This window comes from Ruegeria sp. AE3, assembly GCF_056542225.1.
Map to the genome: position 1 here is coordinate 1,284,693 of NZ_JBQFZL010000001.1, position 18,795 is coordinate 1,303,487.

The following is an 18,795-nucleotide window of genomic DNA, read 5'->3' on the forward strand; positions in this document are numbered from 1 at the left end:
ATTTTGTCTGGTATGTGCTTTACGTTCAGGCGCGCCCTTGTGGCACAACCTCGTATCCCGGCTCCTCCGGCTCATCATCCGTCATTTCGGCAGGGAAGCCCGGGGCGGTGATATCCAGGCCGGTTGCCTCTTCCAGCCGCTTGATAATATTTGGTGAAAGCTCGCGTTCGCCATAGCGTGCGATACCATCGTTAAAGATGTTGATCATCACCGGGTTTATTTCCAGTGGCACCCCGGCGCGGTCGGCGACCTCCTGAAACAGACCGATATCCTTCTTCACCAGATCCATGGTGAAGGAAATATCGCGCGACCCGTTCAAGATGACCTGACTTTCGGTTTCGTGCACGAAGGACGTGCCGGACGAGATTTTGATCGCCTCATAGGTCGTGTTCAGATCCATCCCCGCAGCCTTTGCCGTAACCAGTGCTTCGGCGCAGGTGATCAGGTTGGCGGTGGCAAGATAATTGGTCATCACTTTCAGCACCGAGGCCGAGCCCAGTTCGCCGGTGTGCAAAACCCGACGACCCATTGTCGTCAGGAACGGCAGAATTCGTTCAAACGTTTCCCGGTCACAGCCCGCAAAGATCGAGATATTGCCCGTCGCGGCACGGTGGCACCCGCCAGAAACCGGGCAATCGACGGCCGCACCGCCGCGCGATATGACTTCGGCTCCCAGGCGTTTGACTTCGGCCTCGTCCGTGGTCGACATCTCCATCCAGATCTTGCCGGGGCCCACTTCGGGCAACATCTCCTGCATGACTGCATCCGATGCTGCCGGAGACGGCAGACAGGTGATCACCGCATCGCAATCGCGCATCAACTGGGCGGGCCCCTCAGCCGCCTTTGCACCTTTGGCGACAAACTCGGCCACCAGATCCGCGTTCAGGTCATGCACAGTCAGATCAATGCCGTTGCGCAAAAGGGATCCCGAAAGCTTGCCGCCTACGTTACCCAGACCGATAAATCCCACTTTCATATGACGCATCTCCAAGTTCGTCGTTTTCCCGTCATGCGACCACATACCGAACACATTCTTCATGCCGCCGAACGACGCCTACAGGTCGCTTTTTTCTCCTTGGCTTATTTGTTGCGCGCGAACCGCTTGACAAGCGGGTCAGCGGTGCCGCATGTCCCTGTCGTTGGTGTCGGCGACAGCCGATGAAAAGGGAATGCGTCAACGGTTCATCCGCCAAACGCAGCCGCCCCCGCGACCGTGACCGGAGAGGATGCCCAATGCCACTGGCCTGTGCCGGGAAGGCGGGACATCCGACAGAGCGACCGCTCTGGCATCCGCAAGCCGGGAGACCTGCCAACACCCGAAGTTGAAACCGGGCGGGGTGTTCCGGTGTCGGGTCCATGTGCAGACGTGGTGCCCGCATGAAACCCCGTCCCCCGCGAAGAGGATTTGGGGGGATGAGAGACATGAGCGAGAACGCACCGGTAGAGCTACTGGTCTGCACGACTTGCCGCCGGGGTCTGCCCGTCGAGGATGACGCTGAGCGACCCGGCACATTGTTGCACAAGGCCCTGGAACAGGCTGTCCTGCCGGATGGCATCATTCTGAAACCGGTCGAATGCCTTTCGAACTGCGATCAGGGCTGTTCCATCGTGCTTCGGGGCGGGCCGGATCGCTGGACCTTTGTTTACGAGAATCTGAACGAAATCGATCACGTCGATGTCATCATCGATGGCGCGACTAAGTATCTGGCCACAGGCGATGGTCTGGTGAAATGGCGCGACCGTCCTGAACATTTCCGCAAAAACTGCGCCTCGCGCATTCCCCCGATTGGAGCCTGAGATCATGTCGAACCTTGAAAAACTCCCCGTCACTGTGATCACCGGCTTTCTGGGCTCGGGCAAAACCACGCTGGTGCGCCATCTGATGCAGAACCCGCAGGGCAAGCGCCTTGCGATTGTTGTTAACGAGTTTGGCGATGTGGGTGTTGATGGCGACATCCTGAAGTCCTGCGCGATTCCGGAATGCCCTGCGGAAAACATCATGGAACTGGCAAACGGCTGCATCTGCTGCACCGTGGCCGACGATTTCATCCCGACCATCGAGGCGCTGATGGCGCTGGAACCGCGCCCGGATCACATTTTGATCGAAACATCCGGCCTTGCACTGCCCAAACCGCTGCTGAAAGCGTTTGATTGGCCTGATATCCGTTCGAAAATTACCGTTGATGGCGTTATTGCGCTGGCCGATGCCGAGGCCGTGGCCGCCGGTCGCTTTGCTCCGAACGTTGAAGCGGTGGATGCCCAACGGCTGGCTGATGACTCGATCGACCACGAAACACCCTTGTCCGAGGTGTTCGAGGATCAGATCTCGTGCGCGGATATCATCCTGCTGACCAAGCCCGATCTGGCAGGTCCCGAAGGTGTCGCGAAAGCTAAACAGATCATCGCCGCTGAGGCGCCGCGCCCGCTTCCCGTCGTCGAGGTTGCCGAGGGTGTCGTCGACGTACGCGTCGTGCTTGGCCTTGAGGCTGCCGCCGAAGATGACATGGACGCGCGCCCGTCACATCACGATGGCCATCACGATCATGAGCATGACGATTTCGAAAGCATCATCGTCGAGTTGCCGGAACAGACCGACCCGGCGGAACTGGTTGCCAGGATTGAACGTCTGGCAACTGAGCTGAATATCCTGCGCGTCAAAGGCTATGCCGCCGTCACAGGCAAACCGATGCGCCTGCTGGTTCAGGCTGTCGGCGCACGGGTTCGTCACCAATACGACCGCCCGTGGGAACCCGGTGAGGTGCGCCGCTCGCGCCTGGTCGTCATTGCCGAACATGACGACATCAAAGAGGCTGAGATCCGTGATATCCTAGTGGGTGTGACCGAGGTTGCCGAGTAAGTCATGCACGTCGTCTTTCGCGAAAGCCACGGGCTCGAGGAAACCGAGACCCCAACCGATCTGGGCCAAAGCCCGGCCGATCTGGTTGTACTGTCCTTTTCCGACAGTGACCTGGGCGCTTTCGCGGAGGGCTGGCATCGCGGCGGCGGACCTGAGGGGCGGATGCCCACGATGCGGCTGGCCAATCTTGCTGCATTGAAACACCCCCTGTCCGTCGACACCTATGTTGAACAGACACTTGAAGGCGCAAAGGGCATCCTGATCCGTCTGATCGGTGGCGTGCCCTATTGGTCTTACGGGTTGCAACAGGTTCTGGCACTGGCACAGGCCAAAGGCGTCGCGCTGGCCGTTTTACCGGCGGATGGGCGCGAAGACACTCGGTTGGATGAGTATTCGACCCTGCCCCTCTCGACCCTGCGGCGGCTGGCACATCTTTGTGATACCGGCGGAGAAGTCGCCGCGCAGGCCGCATTGGCCCAGATGGCGTTAGCAGCAGGGCTTTATGCCGGCCCGGTGATGGGCGCGAAAACCGTGCCCGAATGCGGTGCGTGGTGCCCGGAACAAGGTGTCATCCCGGTGGATTCCGCGTTCGAGAACGATGCTAAACGCATTCTCGTAACCTTCTACCGCGCTTATCTGACATCAGCAGACACAGCCCCGGTCGCGGCCCTGATCCGCAGCTTGCGCGCCCGCGGGCTCCAGGCGGTGGGTTTGTTCGCCCCGTCGCTCAAGGCCCCGGCCGCTGCCAACTGGCTCAGGGAACAGGTCGTTGCCCTGAGACCATCGGCCATCATCAACGCCACTTCATTCTCGGGAAAGGGCGCGTCTGGCACGTCGCCTTTGGACGCGGCGGATGTGCCGGTGTTTCAGGTCGCCCTCGCCACCTCGCGACGCAAGGCTTGGGCCGAGGCCGAACGCGGCCTGTCGCCTGCCGACCTCGCCATGCATGTGGTATTACCCGAAGTGGACGGGCGAATATCAGCAGGCATTGCCTCCTTCAAAGAGCCGGGCAAGCGCGATCCGCATCTGGAATACTCGCGTTTTGCGCATCGGGCCGAGCCGGACCGGATCGAGGCGATCATCGACCGGGTATCGGGCTGGCTCGCCCTGAATGACAAACCCAAGGCAGACCAGATCCCCGCGTTGGTACTATCCACATATCCAGGCAAAGACTGGCAGATGGCCCATGCGGTCGGTCTCGACGCGTTGGCCTCAGCCGAAGCGATGCTGTCTGATCTTCACGGTGAAGGCTACGACATCACGGCTGCCGAACCGATTGCCGACACACTCTTGGACGCCCGGGTATCGTGGCCGCTTGAGGATTATCTGAGTGCACTCGCTGAATTGCCCGAGACCCTGCGCACCGATCTGCACACCGTATGGGGCGATCCCGAGCAAGACCCAATTTTCGCTCATGACGCGTTTCACTTCACGGCTTTGCGACGCGGCAAGGCACTGGTCGCACTGCAACCAGAACGCGGAACACCCGAGCTGCGCGATGACGACTATCACGACCTTTCGCGCACCCCGCGCCATAGCTATGTCGCCTTCTATTTGTGGCTGCGCAAAGGTCTTGGAGCGGATGCGCTGATCCATATCGGTGCGCATGGCACGCTGGAATGGCTGCCCGGCAAATCAGTCGCCCTATCGGCAAACTGTTGGCCCGAGGCACTGATCCGTGACCTGCCGGTGATCTACCCGTTCATCGTCAACGACCCGGGCGAGGCCGCGCAGGCCAAACGCCGGATCGGCGCGGTGACCCTGGGCCACATCCCGCCTCCCATGAAAGAAAGCGGAACGCCTGACCGGATGGTGCGGCTGGAAGCCCTGCTGGACGAATTTTCAAACGCGGACGGTCTTGACCCCAGACGCCGCGACCGGCTGCAGGAAGATATCCGGGAAGAAGCACAGGCCATTGGACTGGAGAACGATCTGGGTCTGGATCAGGCCACCAGCACCGCCGAAGCAATCACGCGCATTGACCGCTTTGTCTGCGATATCAAAGAAAGTCAGTTCGGCGACGGGCTGCACGTCTATGGGCGTGTACCGGACGTGACCGGCAGTTTCGACCCAGCCCCATCCGCCCATGCCGAACGCAAGGCCCTGATCAATGCGCTGGCCGGCAAGAGGATCGAGGCTGGCCCGTCCGGCTCGCCCTATCGGGGCCGCTTTGACGTGCTGCCGACCGGGCGAAACCTTTACACCACCGATCCGCGATCTGTGCCCACCCGCGCAGCTTACACGCAAGGCGTGAAACTGGCCGAGGAACTGGTACGGCGGCACTTGCAGGAGGAAGGTGATTACCCGAAAGGGCTGATTGTCGATCTGTGGGGATCGGCCACCATGCGCACTGCGGGCGAAGAATTCGCCATGGCCCTGCACCTGCTGGGTGTAAAGCCGGTTTGGGACAAGGGATCCGAGCGGGTTTCGGGTATCGAAGTGCTGCCCATCACCGACCTGAGCCGCCCGCGCCTGGACGTCACCCTGAGGGTTTCGGGCTTGTTTCGCGATGTGTTCCCCACGTTGTCAGCCCTTTATGGTCAGGCGGTTCGGGCTTTGTCAGAGCGTGATGAAGCGACCGACTGGAACCCCTATGCCGGTCAGGCCCCGGCTGCGCGGGTGTTTGGCCCGGCACCCGGCAGTTACGGCCTGAACATGACCCATCTGTCCGAGACCTATACGGACGAGGCGCGCGCCCAAGCCGGGGAGGCATGGCTTGAGGCCAGCTCGTACGCGCTGGAAGGTGAACACATCGCGCAGGACAAAGCGGGGATCACGAATCGTGTCGCCAATGCCGACAGTTTTGTTCACCTCCAGGATCTGACGGAAACTGACCTGCTGCTGGCCAACGACTATGCCACGCATGAAGCCGGTTTTGCCGCCGCCAAAAAGGTCGCTGGGGGCACCGCTCAGCTTTACCATTTGGACAACACCAACCCAGATAATCCGCGCGCCCGGACTCTGCCGGAAGAAATCAGCCGCGTCGTTCATGCCCGCGCTGCCAACCCCGGCTGGATTGCGGGGATGCAGCGCCATGGTTTTCGCGGCGCCGCCGAGATTGCTGCGACGCTGGATCACATGGCCTCTTTCGCGCATCTGTCCGGCACTGTCGCTCCGCATCTGTTTGATCTCTATCACGAAGCCACATTGGGTAATGAGGCCGTTGATACCTTTCTGCAAGAGACCAACCCGAAGGCCCATCAGGCCATGCAAGACAGGTTCCGTGCATTGCTGGAAGCGGGGCTTTGGAACACGCGCCGGAATTCGATCCGGGCCGATTTGGAGGGTTTGAGATGAGTGCACCTATCGTTCAAGGCTGGTGTCCCGGCGCGCATCGCCCGATGATGTCAGGCGACGGGCTGGTCGTGCGGGTCCGTCCGCGTCTGGCGCGACTGAATGCCAGGCAGGCTATTGGCTTGTGCGAGCTGGCTGAACAGTTCGGCAACGGCACCATTGACCTGACCAATCGTGCCAACCTGCAGCTGCGCGGTGTGGATGAGCGCGACCACCAGCCGTTGCTTGTGGAGCTTGCGGCGCTGGACTTGCTTGATGCGGAACCCGGCATCGAAGTACGCCGCAATATTCTGGTCACTCCGCTCTATCAGGCGGGCGATTTGACCGCGCGGCTGACGCAGGAATTGATCGATCGACTGGCGGAACTGCCTGCTCTGCCCGCTAAGTTCGGTTTTGCCATAGATACAGGCCCGACGCGCCTGTTGGCCTCGGATTCCGCAGATATTCGTCTGGAACTGGGTGCTGACGGTCTGATCCTGCGCGCCGACGGCTGCAAAACCGGGCGGTGTGTGGCCGAAGGCGACGCCATCGACCACGTGATCGCGCTGGCCCGTTGGTTTGCCCAGACCTATACGGCCGAGACACGCCGCATGGCGCGGGTCGCCCACGCGCTGCCACAGGATTGGCAGGGATTTGCCCCCGGTCCTATCGGTGAAAAACTGCAACCCGGCCCCTGTGAACTGGGTTCTCTCTACGGCGCGGCATTCGGCTCGCTGCCTGCGCGCAAGCTTTGTGAACTGGTTGAAGCCAGCGGCGCTTCTGCCCTGCGTGTCACCCCGTGGCGGCTGATCCTGCTGGAAGGCGGGGCGGCGATACCCTCCCCGGATTTCGTCATGGACGGAGCCGATCCGATGATGACAACCGACGCCTGCCCCGGCGCGCCGTTCTGCCCGCAAGCGCAGGTGGAAACCCGCGACATCGCCCGTGCATTGGCTCGGCGCATTCACGGTCGTCTGCATGTCTCGGGCTGCGCCAAGGGGTGCGCCCATATGGGCCCGGCCGAGATCACAGTGGTCGGCAACAACGGGCGATTTGATCTTGTCAAACAGGGCCGCGCAGGGGATGAGCCCTGCCAACGCGGCCTCGACTCCGAAACACTCATGACCATGGACTTCACCTGATGCCCTACACTTACGAAACTGATGGCGCGGCGATCTACAAGGAAAGCTTTGCCACCATCCGGTCCGAGGCTGATCTGACCCGCTTTGATGCCGATGAAGAGCAGGTCGCCGTTCGGATGATCCACGCCGCCGGCATGGTCGGGCTGGAGGAGTTTGTACATTTCTCACCCGGATTTGTGCAGGCCGCACGCACGGCGCTGGAAAACGGCGCGGCGATCCTGTGTGACGCGCGCATGGTCAGCGAAGGTGTGACCCGCTTCCGTCTGCCTGCCGACAACCAGGTGATCTGCACCCTCCATGACGAACGCGTGCGCCCTCTGGCCACCAAGATGAGCAACACCCGTTCTGCCGCTGCGCTGGAATTCTGGCGTCCGCATCTGGAAGGTGCTCTGGTCGCCATTGGAAACGCGCCCACCGCGCTGTTTCACTTGCTGAACATGCTGGAAGACCCGGATTGCCCGCGCCCTGCTGCGATCATCGGCTGCCCGGTCGGATTTGTCGGAGCGGTGGAATCCAAAGACGCGTTGTGGCAGGCGCAACCCGTCCCCTCCTGCATTGTCAAAGGCCGTCTGGGTGGCAGCGCCATCACCGTTGCAGCCATCAACGCCATCGCAAGCCGGGCGGAATGAAAATGGGTACCATATACGGCGTGGGCCTTGGCCCCGGTGACCCTGATCTGATGAGTGTCCGGGCCGATCGCCTTCTACGCAACGCCAAACACGTGGCATTCTTTCGCAAACCGGGTCGCAGCGGTCAGGCCCGCAAAATCGTCAACGGGATGATCCCCGAAGGCGCGATTGAATTCCCGATGGAATACCCGGTGACCACCGAAATCCCGGTCACTGATCCGCGTTATAACGAGTTGCTGGCCGCGTTCTATGAAGAGTGCACAGCACACCTGAAGACGCTGTCGGAACAGGGTGAGGATGTGGTGGTACTGTGTGAGGGCGATCCGTTTTTCTACGGCTCGTTCATGCATCTTTACAATCGGTTGCGTGACGAAGCTCCGGTCGAGGTTGTACCAGCCATCACCGGTATGTCCGGTGCATGGACGGCCACCGGCGATCCGATCACCTGGGGGGATGATGTGCTGACCGTTCTGGTCGGCACCCTGCCCGAGGAGGTTCTGGCTGAACGCATGGCGAAGACAGATGCTTTGGTCGTGATGAAGATCGGGCGGAACATCGACAAGGTGAAACGCGCACTGAAAACCTCCGGGCTGTACGACCGCGCATGGATTGTCGAATACGCGCAAATGCCGAACCAGACGGTGACAAAACTGTCTGAGGCCTGCGAGAAGATCACCCCGTATTTCTCGATCATCGTTGTTCATGGTCAGGGGCGCCGACCATGAGCGGCTGGGTCAAGATCGCAGGCCTTGGTCCGGGAGACGAAGCGCTGGTCACCCCCGAAGTTACAGCGGCTTTGGCCGACGCCACTGATGTGGTGGGCTATATCCCTTATGTGGCCCGCGTGGCCGACCGCCCCGGCCTGAACCTGCACGCCAGTGACAACCGGGTTGAAATCGACCGCTCGCAACACGCGCTGCAAATGGCCGCCGACGGCAGGCGGGTGGTTGTTGTGTCCTCGGGCGATCCCGGTGTGTTTGCTATGGCTGCAGCTGTGTTCGAAGCGTTGGAGAATGGCCCAACAGAATGGCGTGACATTCAGATAGATGTGCTGCCGGGGATCACCGCGATGCTGGCCGCATCTGCCCGCGCAGGCGCTCCGATGGGGCATGATTTCTGCGCCATCAACCTTAGCGACAACCTAAAGCCTTGGTCGCTGATCGAAAAACGCCTGCGCTTGGCTGTGCAGGCCGATTTCTCGATGGCATTCTACAACCCGCGCTCGAAGTCTCGCCCGGAAGGTTTTGTAAAGACATTGGAAATCCTGCGCGAAGAATGCGAGCCCAAGCGGGTGATCCTGTTTGCGCGCGCCGTGTCACGAGCGGATGAGGCGATCCGGATTTCCACACTGGCCGAGGCCACGCCCGAGATGGCGGATATGCAGACCGTGGTAATTGTCGGCTCGTCGCGCACTCGTGTCATCGAACGCAATGGCACGCCGATCGTCTATACGCCACGCTTCACCCCGGTCGAGGATCAGGGATGAGACAGCCAGTCCAGAACCTGTGCGACAGTCGAAAGCTCGGTCCGCTTGGGAAGCACCGGGCGGTCGATCATAAGCACTGGCAGGCCCAGCGCCCGCGCTGCGTCCAGCTTGGCGCGCGCGCCCGAGCCGCCCGCATTCTTGGACACCACAAGTTGCGTCCTATGTTGCTGCATCAGTGCGCGGTCATCGGCTTCTGCAAAAGGACCCCGGGCCACGACAATCTGCGCCAGAGGCAAGGGCACGCTGTCGGGTTCGTCCACCAGACGCAGCAGGTAGTGGTGCTGGGGCTGGGCAGCAAAGTCTTCAAGATGCATACGTCCGACAGCCAGGAACACACGCTGAGGATCACCTGCAAGCGCATCGACGGCGGCAGGGATATCGGGCACGCGGTGCCAGACATCGCCGGGTTGCGGCTTCCACGCCGCGCGGGTCAAGGCGGCCAGTGGAACCTGAGTTGTGTGACACGCCTCAATCGCGTTCCGGCTCATCTGCGCCGCAAATGGATGGGTCGCATCCACGACATGGGTGATCGCGTTTTCACGGATGTAGTGGGCCAGACCTTCCGGGCCGCCAAACCCGCCAACTCGCACCGGCAACGGCTGCGGACGCGGGGTTTCCACCCGTCCCGCATAAGAATACACAGCCGTAATCCCTTGTTCCGCAACAGCTTTGGCCAAAGCGTTGGCCTCGGTCGTGCCGCCAAGAATCAGGAGGTTGGGCATGTCTGAGTCTCCGTGGCTGACCGTTTTGGGATTGGGCGAAGATGGGCTTGATGGCCTGTCGCCTGCAAGCCGTCAAGTGCTGGACCGGGCCGAAGTGATCATGGGGCCGCCTCGTCACCTGTCGCTGCTGCCGGAAAACGAGGCTGAGCGAGTCGAATGGCCGGTGCCGTTCTCGGACGGATTGCCGATCCTGAAAGGCCTGCGCGGACGGCAGACGGTGGTTCTGGCGTCAGGTGATCCGTTCTGGTTTGGCGCGGGGTCCGTCATCGCGCGTAACTTCGATGCCAACGAGTGGACCGCCCTGCCCGGCCAGTCCACGTTTTCGCTGGCCGCCGCGCGGCTGGGCTGGCCTTTGGAAAGCACGCCGACGTTCGGCCTGCACGCTGCGCCTTTGACCCGATTGCGGCCGCATCTGGCCCCGGCTCTTCATGCCATTGTGCTTTTGCGTGACGGCAAGGCGGTTGCTGAACTGGCGACATATCTGAGCGAAACCGGTTTTGCCGACAGCGCGTTGCATGTGATGCAGGCCCTCGGCGGCCCGCGGGAAAGCATCCAGACAGTGAGCCTGACCGAAGCTCTGCTGGGAACCTTCGATCATCCTGTCTGCGTCGGGCTGGAAGTGACCGGCACTGGGCGGGGACTTTCCAAGGCCTCGGGTAAGCCGGATGATCTTTTTGAAACCGACGGCCAGATCACCAAACGCCCGATCCGGGCACTGACCCTGTCCGCACTGGCACCGCAGCGGGGCGAACATCTGTGGGACATTGGCGGTGGCACCGGCTCGATCAGTATTGAATGGCTGATGTGCGACCCGACCCTGACCGCCACCAGTATCGAACCCCGCGCCGACAGGGCCGAACGCATTCGCCGCAATGCCGACGCGCTGGGGCAGGATCGGTTACAGGTTGTCCGCGGCACTGCACCCGAAGCGCTGGCCGGTTTGCCCCTGCCGGATGTGGTTTTCATCGGCGGTGGGCTAAGCGCCAGCCTGCTGGCGTGGCTTCGCGACGCCCTGCCCGCTGGCACACGGATGGTCGCCAACGCGGTAACGCTGGAGAGCGAAGCCTTGTTGGCGCGTTGGCACCAAGATCTGGGCGGAGACCTGTTGCGGATCGAACTGGCTCATTCTGCACCCCTCGGACCGCGGCGCGGCTGGAAATCTGCCTATCCGGTTGTCCAGTGGAGCGTGACGTTATGATCGTGGCAGGCTTGGGCTTCTCATCAGACGCGACGGCAGACAGTTTGCGCGCCGCCTATGACGCGGCAGCGGCCAGCCATGATGTCCAAGCTCTGGCGACGGTCGCTGACAAAAACGGCCACTCTGCGCTGGTGGCCTTTGCGGAAAGCCTTGCTCTTCCGCTGCATTTCGTGGCGGCTGCCGATTTGGCCGGACAACGAACCCTGACATGCTCGAACCGCAGCCGTGCCGCTTATGGCACCGGCAGCGTTGCCGAAGCATCGGCCCTTGCCGCCGCCGGGTCCGGCGCGCGACTGCTTTCACCCAGACATATTTCGGACGACCGGCTGGCCACCTGCGCCATCGCCATCGGAGGACAAACATGACCGTTCATTTCATCGGCGCCGGACCGGGCGCTGCAGACCTGTTGACATTGCGTGGGCGCGACATCATAGCCTCGTGCCCCGTGTGCCTTTATGCCGGATCGCTGGTGCCAGCGGAAATTCTGAGCCACTGCCCCAAAGACGCAAAAATCATCAACACTGCGCCCATGGATCTGGACCAGATCATGGCCGAGATCGAAGTCGCGCATAAAGCGGGTCAGGACGTGGCACGGCTGCATTCGGGCGATTTGTCAGTCTGGTCAGCGATGGGCGAACAAATCCGGCGCCTGAAAGAAGTGGGCATTCCGGTCAGCGTCACCCCTGGCGTGCCATCCTTTGCCGCCGCCGCAGCGGCCCTGGGCACCGAACTAACCCTGCCGGGACTGGCGCAGTCGGTGGTTCTGACCAGAACGCCGGGGCGCGCGTCATCCATGCCCGAAGGTGAAACCCTGGTTAATTTTGCCCGTACCGGCGCGACACTGGCCATTCATCTGTCAATCGGCAATCTGGACAAGGTTATCGCAGACCTGACCCCGGCTTATGGTGCCGATTGCCCGGTGGCCGTTGTATATCGCGCAAGCTGGCCGGATGAACAGATCATCCGCGCAACGCTGGAAACCCTGAAAGGGTCGCTGGATGAAAGCATCTCGCGCACGGCTTTGATCATGGTTGGCCCTGCGTTGGCCGGTGAGGGTTTTGACGAAAGCTGTCTTTATTCCAGAGATTACGACCGCCGCTATCGCCCGCAAAGCGCCGACAGCCCTTGGTCAAGCTGGAGACATGGTGATGACTAACCCTCCGGGTATTCTGATTTCAGCACCCTCTTCGGGTACTGGCAAGACGACGGTCATGCTGGGCCTTTTGCGCGCGCTGGCCGAAGATGGCCTGACCGTGCAACCCTTTAAAAGCGGGCCGGATTATATCGATCCCGCCTTTCACCGGGCAGCTGCCGGGCGGGCTTCGTTCAATCTGGACAGCTGGGCGATGGCAGATCCCCTGCTCAGTGCAATTTCTGCTCAGGCCGAAGGCGCTGACATTGTGGTGGCCGAGGGCTCGATGGGTTTGTTCGACGGTGTCGCAAAGTCTGGCGAAGTCGGGCAAGGATCGAGCGCCGAGACCGCCCTGCGCATGGGCTGGCCCGTTGTGCTTGTGCTGGATGTGGGCGGGCAGGCACAATCAGCGGCGGCAACGGCGCTGGGGTTCAGGATGTACAATCCCGATCTGCCCTTTGCCGGAGTGATCCTGAACCGATGCGCCAGCCCCCGCCACGAACGCCTGACCCGTCTGGGAATGGAGCGCGCGGGCCTGCCTGTTCTGGGCGTGCTGCCCCGCCGTGGTGATTTGACCCTGCCAGAGCGGCATCTGGGACTTATTCAGGCGGTCGAACACCCCGATCTGGAAAGCGCCATTGTAGGCTATGCTGCGTTTTTACGAGAACATGTGGACCTTGACGCAATCAAGCGGGCAGCTTCCTCAGGCCCCAGCGGACCTTCGTCAGCCGCACTGCCGCGGCCCCCGGCCCAGCGGATCGCGCTGGCCCGTGATGCCGCCTTTTCCTTTACCTATCCCCACCTTTTGCAAGGGTGGCACGATGCGGGTGCCGAGATCTTGCCTTTTTCACCCTTGGCAGACGAACCTCCGGCGGCGGATGCCGATCTGGTCTGGTTGCCCGGCGGGTATCCCGAATTGCACGCCGGAACATTGGCAGCGGCCACCACCTTTCTGAGTGGTTTGCGTAAACACGCGGAAACAAAACCGGTGCACGGAGAATGCGGCGGCTACATGGCGCTTGGTCAGGCGCTGATCGACAAGGACGGCGTGCACCATGAAATGGCTGGTTTGCTGGGCCTTGTCACATCTTATCAGAAGCGCAAGTTCAACCTTGGTTACAGAAAGGCGGCCCTTCTGGCCCCTATGCCCGGCTTTGCCAAAGGCTCGGCCTTGCGCGGACACGAGTTCCATTATTCCTCGATCGTGGACCAACCGGACGCCCCATTGGCACGCGTGTTTGACGCCGAAGGGGAAGAAGGCCCGCAAACCGGATCACTGCGTGGCAATGTCACTGGCACGTTCTTTCACCTGATTGCGGAGGCGTCGGCATGAGCGGCTTTGTCTCTTTCATCGGCTCTGGCCCCGGCGATCCGGAACTGCTGACGCTCAAGGCGGTGGACCGGATGCAAAAGGCCGACGCGATCTTGTTCGACGATCTCAGCAGCGGCCCGATCCTGAGCCATGCGCGCGACGATGCGGATCTGGTTGGTGTCGGAAAGCGGGCCGGTCGTCCGTCACCCAAGCAGGACCATGTCAGCCGGTTGCTGGTGGATTACGCGCAGTCCGGTCAGCATGTGGTGCGCCTGAAATCCGGCGACGGCGGTATGTTCGGACGGCTTGAGGAAGAGCTTGTCGCCCTGCGCGCAGCCGGTATCGCCTATGAGATCATTCCCGGCGTCCCCTCAGCAGTGGCAGCGGCAGCGGCCGCAGGCATTCCATTGACGCGTCGGCTTACGGCCCGGCGGGTTCAGTTCGTGACCGGCCATGACGTCAGTGGTGAGTTGCCCGACGACCTGAACCTCAAGGCGCTGGCCGATCCGCAGGCCACCACCGTCGTTTTCATGGGCAAACGCACCTTCCCCTTGCTCGTCGAAGCCCTGCACACTCAAGGTTTGCCTTTGGATACTCCGGCGCTTATGGCCGAATCCGTCTCAACCCCCGACCAAAAACTGCAACGCGCCACGATTGGCGCGCTGGCGGAACAGCTGAAAACCGAGATCAGCAAAGCACCGGCGCTGATCCTTTACGGCCCGTTGGCGGAGTTCGACGATGATTGATTTGAGCCTGATCGGCATCGGCACCGGCAATCCGGATCATGTCACGTTTCAGGGTGCGCAGGCGATCCGGGCGGCGGATTTGATCCTGATTCCACGCAAAGGGGAAAACAAGGCTGATCTGGCCGGGCTACGTGAAGCGATCATTGAGCGTGTCGCCGAAACGCCGCCACAGATCGCCTATTTCGATATTCCCCAGCGCCGGGCCGACGATGGCTACCTGCGCGGTGTCGATGAATGGCACGACGCCATCGCCCTGCGCTGGCAAGCGGCCATTGCCGCTCATCCAGAGGCGCAGCATGTCGCGTTGCTGATCTGGGGGGATCCGTCCCTCTATGACAGCTCATTGCGTATCGCTGCCCGGTTGAACCCGCAACCCGATACCAAGGTTATCCCCGGCATCACCGCGTTGCAGGCGCTGACCGCTGCCCATGTGATTCCCATCAATGATCTGGGCGCGCCCTACGTTGTCACAACCGGTCGTCGTATCCGGGACGAAGGCTGGCCCGATGCGGACTCGAACGTCGCGGTGATGCTGGATGGCGAATGCTCGTTCCAAACCCTTGATTTGGCAGATTATGACATCTGGTGGGGCGCCTATGTGGGTATGAAAGAAGAGGTTCTGATCAGTGGCCCGCTGGATGAAGTCGCGCAGAACATCCTTGAGACCAGGGCGAAGGCCCGCGCCGAACATGGCTGGATCATGGATATCTACCTGTTAAAGACGCGCCGGAAAAACCGCACGGGCACATGAACACGGGTTTGTGATGTCGCGGGACGGTAAGGTCTGGCACACAGGTTGCACCTCAATACAGGAGACGTGACAATGAAAGCCCTCATTCCCTTGCTCTGCCTGATCACTTTACCCGTTTGGGCACAAGACGCCCCAACCGGTTGGGCCGTGTTTCCTGCGGACAAGACCTACTCGGAACTGGTCGATGCAACCAAGGCTGCGATCAAGGACAACGGGCTGATTGTGGTGACGCAGGCTGGACCCACCAAGGCTGCTGCGGCGCGCGGAATCACCATTCCGGGCAATCTGGTTATTGGCGCGTTCAACAACGATTACGCGGTAAGGGTGCTGGAAACCTCTACCAATGCGATGATCGAAGCACCGATCCGTTTCTATGTCACCGAGAACGAGGACGGAACCGCAACCCTGTCTTACAAGACCCCCAGTTTCGTGTTTGACCCTTACATGGCGGAAGGCGGACAAGCCTTGCAGGACATTGCTGCAGAACTTGATAAAACCTTTCAATCTGTCGCTGAAGACGCAGTCAAATAGTCACACTGACGTGATCCGCCTTGCGTCTGGTGGCGTCCTCCGCAATCTGCTTCGAAACGGTTATCTCGGAGCATGACTGATGCAGGACCCCACGCCGCGCGCCGCCGATCTTCTGGCCCAACGCCTGTATGAAGCGGGGTGCCGCCACGCCTTTGGAATGCCGGGGGGTGAGGTCCTGACACTGGTGGATGCGCTTGAAAAGGCGGGCATCACCTTTCATCTGACAAAACATGAAAACTCGGCCGGATTCATGGCCGAGGCCGTGCATCACCGCGACGGCGCGCCTGCGATTCTGGTCGCCACTTTGGGTCCGGGCGCGATGAACGGCATCAATGTGGTGGCCAATGCGTTGCAGGACCGTGTTCCGATGATCGTTCTGACCGGTTGCGTCGATGCGGACGAGGCGCTGACCTATACTCATCAGGTCATGGATCACAGCCAGGTTTACCGTTCCATCACCAAGGGCACGTTCACACTGACGGCCAAGGGCGCGGATATCGTCGCAGACAAGGCTGTGTCGCTTGCCACACAGCCGCGACCGGGCCCGGTCCATATCGATGTTCCGATCTCGGTCGCCGATACGCCAGTGACGGGTGTGAAACGCCGCCGTCTGGCCAAGGTCGCGCCTGTCAGTCCCAATGGTGAATGCCTTGAAAAAGCCCGGCGCTGGGTGGCTGAGGCCGAGCGCCCAATCGCCATTATTGGTCTCGATGTCCTCTATGACGACTCGCGCAGTGTGGTGCAGGCGTTTTTGGAACATTTCGGAATTCCATTTGTGACCACCTACAAGGCCAAGGGTGTTGTTCCCGAAGATCACCCATTGTGTTTGGGCGGCGCTGGCCTGTCGCCTTTGGCAGACAAGCACCTTGTCCCATTGGTCGAACAAGCCGATCTGGTGCTGTGTCTGGGGTATGACCCGATCGAAATGCGCCCCGGCTGGCGCGAAATCTGGGACCCCGAAGAAAAGCGCGTCATCGACATATCAGCGGTGATCAATGACCACTACATGCATCAGGCGGGTCTTAATCTGGTGGCCGACACGGGCGAGACGCTTGAGGCCATTGCCAAGGGAAACCCCGCCCGCACGACATGGCCGGGTGGTGAGCCCGCGCAGGTCAAAACCGCACTGGCATTGGCCTTTCCCACCGATGAGGACTGGGGACCCGCCGCTGTCATCGCCGAAACGCGCACGACCCTGCCCCCCGAAACACTCGCAACCGCTGACAGCGGCGCGCATCGCATTCTGCTGAGCCAGATGTGGGAATGCAGCGAAGAACGTGGGCTGATCCAATCCTCGGCGCTCTGCACCATGGGCTGTGCTGTCCCAATGGCCATTGGTCTGAAACTGGCCGAGCCCGACCGCCCGGTGATCAGCTTTTCGGGTGATGCCGGGTTTCTGATGGTCGCCGGGGAATTGTCTACGGCGGCTCAAATGGGCGGCAATCCGATCTTTCTTGTCTTCGTAGATGCCAGCCTTGCCCTTATCGAGTTGAAACAACGGCAGCGGCAGATGGTCAATAATGGTGTGGATTTCGACCACCATGACTTCGCCGCCATGGCCCGTGCATTTGGTGGGAACGGCCACACTGTCCGCAACCGGGCAGAGTTGCGTGCAGCACTTGAAGCTGCTGTAAAGGCCGAGACATTTACCGTAGTCGCCGCTGAAATCGACCGTGGAGGATACGATGGCCGCATCTGAGGGCCCGCTGAAGGGCGTCAAAGTTCTGGACCTCAGCCGTATTCTGGCCGGGCCAACCTGCACGCAGTTGCTGGGTGATCTGGGCGCAAGTGTCATCAAGATCGAGAACCCTGCCACCGGGGGCGACGACACGCGGCAATGGGGTCCGCCCTATGTCACCGATGCCGATGGCAACCGTTCGGACCTGAGCGCCTATTTCATGTCAGCGAACCGAAACAAGAAATCTGTGGCCCTGGATATCGCAACCGAGAAAGGTCAGGCGGAAGTACGGCGGCTGGCCTCACACGCGGATATTCTGATTGAGAATTTCAAACCCGGCGGTCTCGCGAAATACGGGCTGGACTATGCCACCCTGTCGCAGGAATTCCCTAGCCTCGTTTACTGCTCGATCTCGGGCTACGGCCAAACCGGGCCAAATGCCAGCAAACCCGGCTATGACCTGATGGCACAGGGCTATGGCGGGATCATGTCCCTGACCGGCGACCCGGAAGGCGCGCCGATGAAAGTGGGGGTCGGCATCGCTGATGTGATGTGCGGAATGTATGCAAGCGTTGGCATTCTGGCCGCGCTGCGCCACCGCGACCTGACCGGTGAAGGTCAGCAGGTCGATCTGGCACTTGTTGATTCTCAGATCGCATGGCTGATCAACGAGGGCGTCAATTACCTGACTTCTGGCAACGTTCCGCAGCGCCGTGGAAACGGGCACCCCAACATCGTGCCTTATGACGTTTACGAGACATCCGATGGGCATGTCATTCTGGCGGTTGGAAATGATGGCCAGTTCAGAAAGCTGTGCGGTTTCCTGGGACAACCCGAACTTGCCGACAACCCCAGATTCGTGACCAACCCGGCGCGACTGGAACACCGTGATGCGCTAAACGCCATTCTACGGCCCGCTGTCCAAGGTCTGGATACACGATCAGTAATTTCCGGTCTTGAAGCCGTGAAAGTGCCCGTAGGACCGGTCCAGACGCTGGATCAGGTTTTTGATACGGAACAGGTGGCAGCACGAAAAATGCAGATTTCGATGCAGGCCCAGCCCGGTATCGTGAACCTGATCGGGAATCCCCTGAACTTGTCACGCACGCCTGTAACATATCGCAGCGCGCCACCCACCTGCGGGGCCGATACTGACTGGGTGTTAAGCGCTGAAAACCCGTTCGACGATTGAAACACTTGCACAACTAGGCGGCAAGTTGCTGAAACATGCCTTTGAATCGGCGGATTTTTTCGACTTTCTTACACACGACATTTCACCAATTCGAGAGCGGGGTCGATACTGATACGCCGCTCTCGCACACTCTGTTACATCAAACA

18 protein-coding genes and 1 riboswitch are annotated in these 18,795 nt (G+C 60.9%); of the genes, 16 read left to right on the forward strand and 2 right to left on the reverse strand.

Translation table 11 applies throughout. From position 1 onward, the window contains the following. Positions 1–25 precede the first annotated feature (25 nt). Positions 26–1,021, reverse strand: coding sequence for an NAD(P)-dependent oxidoreductase (locus ACR0NZ_RS06425; RefSeq protein WP_480517776.1), 996 nt, complete (start codon positions 1,019–1,021; stop codon positions 26–28). 102 nt (positions 1,022–1,123) lie between these two features. Then, positions 1,124–1,328, forward strand: a riboswitch (cobalamin riboswitch). Positions 1,329–1,422: 94 nt separating this feature from the next. Between ACR0NZ_RS06425 and ACR0NZ_RS06430 the strand changes: the two genes are divergently transcribed. Genes ACR0NZ_RS06430 through cobJ form a run of 7 tightly spaced genes read left to right on the forward strand, consistent with a single transcriptional unit; the run spans position 1,423 to position 9,387 of the window. Next, positions 1,423–1,797 (forward strand): DUF1636 family protein, encoded by a 375-nt coding sequence (locus ACR0NZ_RS06430; RefSeq protein ID WP_480504576.1) that lies wholly within the window; start codon positions 1,423–1,425, stop codon positions 1,795–1,797. 4 nt (positions 1,798–1,801) lie between these two features. Continuing rightward, positions 1,802–2,857: a cobalamin biosynthesis protein CobW gene (cobW, locus tag ACR0NZ_RS06435; protein WP_480517620.1), complete on the forward strand. Its 1,056-nt coding sequence runs from the start codon at positions 1,802–1,804 to the stop codon at positions 2,855–2,857. Between the two features lie 3 nt (positions 2,858–2,860). Continuing rightward, on the forward strand, positions 2,861–6,154 hold the full coding sequence (cobN, locus tag ACR0NZ_RS06440) for a cobaltochelatase subunit CobN (protein WP_480517622.1): 3,294 nt from the start codon (positions 2,861–2,863) through the stop codon (positions 6,152–6,154). Beyond that, on the forward strand, positions 6,151–7,272 hold the full coding sequence (locus tag ACR0NZ_RS06445; protein ID WP_480517624.1) for a cobalamin biosynthesis protein CobG: 1,122 nt from the start codon (positions 6,151–6,153) through the stop codon (positions 7,270–7,272). Before cobN ends, ACR0NZ_RS06445 begins: the two co-directional genes overlap by 4 nt. After that, positions 7,272–7,901: a precorrin-8X methylmutase gene (locus ACR0NZ_RS06450; protein ID WP_480492895.1), complete on the forward strand. Its 630-nt coding sequence runs from the start codon at positions 7,272–7,274 to the stop codon at positions 7,899–7,901. Before ACR0NZ_RS06445 ends, ACR0NZ_RS06450 begins: the two co-directional genes overlap by 1 nt. Continuing rightward, complete coding sequence (locus ACR0NZ_RS06455; RefSeq protein ID WP_480473500.1) at positions 7,898–8,626, forward strand: precorrin-2 C(20)-methyltransferase; 729 nt, start codon at positions 7,898–7,900, stop codon at positions 8,624–8,626. The genes ACR0NZ_RS06450 and ACR0NZ_RS06455 overlap by 4 nt, the downstream gene beginning before the upstream one ends. Next, a complete protein-coding gene (gene cobJ, locus ACR0NZ_RS06460) occupies positions 8,623–9,387 on the forward strand; it encodes a precorrin-3B C(17)-methyltransferase (RefSeq protein ID WP_480517626.1) in 765 nt (254 codons plus the stop codon). Before ACR0NZ_RS06455 ends, cobJ begins: the two co-directional genes overlap by 4 nt. Here the strand turns inward: cobJ and ACR0NZ_RS06465 are convergent. Next, complete coding sequence (locus ACR0NZ_RS06465) at positions 9,378–10,109, reverse strand: cobalt-precorrin-6A reductase (protein ID WP_480517628.1); 732 nt, start codon at positions 10,107–10,109, stop codon at positions 9,378–9,380. The two genes, cobJ and ACR0NZ_RS06465, sit on opposite strands and share 10 nt — an antisense overlap. On the opposite strand from ACR0NZ_RS06465, the gene cbiE reads away from it, so the two are divergent. The 9 genes from cbiE to ACR0NZ_RS06510 all read left to right on the forward strand — a co-directional run bounded on the left by cbiE (position 10,108) and on the right by ACR0NZ_RS06510 (position 18,649). Continuing rightward, positions 10,108–11,307, forward strand: a complete 1,200-nt coding sequence (cbiE, locus tag ACR0NZ_RS06470) for a precorrin-6y C5,15-methyltransferase (decarboxylating) subunit CbiE (protein WP_480517630.1) — start codon at positions 10,108–10,110, stop codon at positions 11,305–11,307. The genes ACR0NZ_RS06465 and cbiE overlap by 2 nt on opposite strands. After that, positions 11,304–11,672 carry a cobalamin biosynthesis protein gene (locus ACR0NZ_RS06475; RefSeq protein WP_480476793.1) on the forward strand — a complete coding sequence of 123 codons (369 nt, stop codon included), beginning with the start codon at positions 11,304–11,306 and terminating at the stop codon, positions 11,670–11,672. The genes cbiE and ACR0NZ_RS06475 overlap by 4 nt, the downstream gene beginning before the upstream one ends. Next, positions 11,669–12,463: a precorrin-4 C(11)-methyltransferase gene (gene cobM / locus ACR0NZ_RS06480; RefSeq protein ID WP_480517632.1), complete on the forward strand. Its 795-nt coding sequence runs from the start codon at positions 11,669–11,671 to the stop codon at positions 12,461–12,463. Before ACR0NZ_RS06475 ends, cobM begins: the two co-directional genes overlap by 4 nt. Next, on the forward strand, positions 12,450–13,772 hold the full coding sequence (locus ACR0NZ_RS06485) for a cobyrinic acid a,c-diamide synthase CobB (RefSeq protein ID WP_480517634.1): 1,323 nt from the start codon (positions 12,450–12,452) through the stop codon (positions 13,770–13,772). The genes cobM and ACR0NZ_RS06485 overlap by 14 nt, the downstream gene beginning before the upstream one ends. Beyond that, positions 13,769–14,497 (forward strand): uroporphyrinogen-III C-methyltransferase, encoded by a 729-nt coding sequence (gene cobA / locus ACR0NZ_RS06490; protein ID WP_480517636.1) that lies wholly within the window; start codon positions 13,769–13,771, stop codon positions 14,495–14,497. The genes ACR0NZ_RS06485 and cobA overlap by 4 nt, the downstream gene beginning before the upstream one ends. Then, positions 14,490–15,248 (forward strand): precorrin-6A synthase (deacetylating), encoded by a 759-nt coding sequence (gene cobF / locus ACR0NZ_RS06495; protein ID WP_480517638.1) that lies wholly within the window; start codon positions 14,490–14,492, stop codon positions 15,246–15,248. The genes cobA and cobF overlap by 8 nt, the downstream gene beginning before the upstream one ends. Before the next feature lie 72 nt (positions 15,249–15,320). Next, complete coding sequence (locus ACR0NZ_RS06500) at positions 15,321–15,779, forward strand: DUF302 domain-containing protein (RefSeq protein WP_480517640.1); 459 nt, start codon at positions 15,321–15,323, stop codon at positions 15,777–15,779. 79 nt (positions 15,780–15,858) lie between these two features. Beyond that, a complete protein-coding gene (locus tag ACR0NZ_RS06505; RefSeq protein ID WP_480517642.1) occupies positions 15,859–17,478 on the forward strand; it encodes a thiamine pyrophosphate-binding protein in 1,620 nt (539 codons plus the stop codon). Beyond that, a complete protein-coding gene (locus tag ACR0NZ_RS06510) occupies positions 17,465–18,649 on the forward strand; it encodes a CaiB/BaiF CoA transferase family protein (RefSeq protein WP_480517644.1) in 1,185 nt (394 codons plus the stop codon). The genes ACR0NZ_RS06505 and ACR0NZ_RS06510 overlap by 14 nt, the downstream gene beginning before the upstream one ends. The last annotated feature ends 146 nt before the right edge of the window (positions 18,650–18,795 follow it).

Excerpts from the sequence above, each read along its gene's own strand:
- ACR0NZ_RS06425 (WP_480517776.1), bottom strand. The coding sequence starts at position 1,021 with ATGTGGTCGCATGACGGGAAAACGACGAACTTGGAGATGCGTCATATG.
- ACR0NZ_RS06430 (WP_480504576.1), top strand. The coding sequence starts at position 1,423 with ATGAGCGAGAACGCACCGGTAGAGCTACTGGTCTGCACGACTTGCCGC.
- cobW (WP_480517620.1), top strand. The coding sequence starts at position 1,802 with ATGTCGAACCTTGAAAAACTCCCCGTCACTGTGATCACCGGCTTTCTG.
- cobN (WP_480517622.1), top strand. The coding sequence starts at position 2,861 with ATGCACGTCGTCTTTCGCGAAAGCCACGGGCTCGAGGAAACCGAGACC.
- ACR0NZ_RS06445 (WP_480517624.1), top strand. The coding sequence starts at position 6,151 with ATGAGTGCACCTATCGTTCAAGGCTGGTGTCCCGGCGCGCATCGCCCG.
- ACR0NZ_RS06450 (WP_480492895.1), top strand. The coding sequence starts at position 7,272 with ATGCCCTACACTTACGAAACTGATGGCGCGGCGATCTACAAGGAAAGC.
- ACR0NZ_RS06455 (WP_480473500.1), top strand. The coding sequence starts at position 7,898 with ATGAAAATGGGTACCATATACGGCGTGGGCCTTGGCCCCGGTGACCCT.
- cobJ (WP_480517626.1), top strand. The coding sequence starts at position 8,623 with ATGAGCGGCTGGGTCAAGATCGCAGGCCTTGGTCCGGGAGACGAAGCG.
- cbiE (WP_480517630.1), top strand. The coding sequence starts at position 10,108 with ATGTCTGAGTCTCCGTGGCTGACCGTTTTGGGATTGGGCGAAGATGGG.
- ACR0NZ_RS06465 (WP_480517628.1), bottom strand. The coding sequence starts at position 10,109 with ATGCCCAACCTCCTGATTCTTGGCGGCACGACCGAGGCCAACGCTTTG.
- ACR0NZ_RS06475 (WP_480476793.1), top strand. The coding sequence starts at position 11,304 with ATGATCGTGGCAGGCTTGGGCTTCTCATCAGACGCGACGGCAGACAGT.
- cobM (WP_480517632.1), top strand. The coding sequence starts at position 11,669 with ATGACCGTTCATTTCATCGGCGCCGGACCGGGCGCTGCAGACCTGTTG.
- ACR0NZ_RS06485 (WP_480517634.1), top strand. The coding sequence starts at position 12,450 with ATGGTGATGACTAACCCTCCGGGTATTCTGATTTCAGCACCCTCTTCG.
- cobA (WP_480517636.1), top strand. The coding sequence starts at position 13,769 with ATGAGCGGCTTTGTCTCTTTCATCGGCTCTGGCCCCGGCGATCCGGAA.
- cobF (WP_480517638.1), top strand. The coding sequence starts at position 14,490 with ATGATTGATTTGAGCCTGATCGGCATCGGCACCGGCAATCCGGATCAT.
- ACR0NZ_RS06500 (WP_480517640.1), top strand. The coding sequence starts at position 15,321 with ATGAAAGCCCTCATTCCCTTGCTCTGCCTGATCACTTTACCCGTTTGG.
- ACR0NZ_RS06505 (WP_480517642.1), top strand. The coding sequence starts at position 15,859 with ATGCAGGACCCCACGCCGCGCGCCGCCGATCTTCTGGCCCAACGCCTG.
- ACR0NZ_RS06510 (WP_480517644.1), top strand. The coding sequence starts at position 17,465 with ATGGCCGCATCTGAGGGCCCGCTGAAGGGCGTCAAAGTTCTGGACCTC.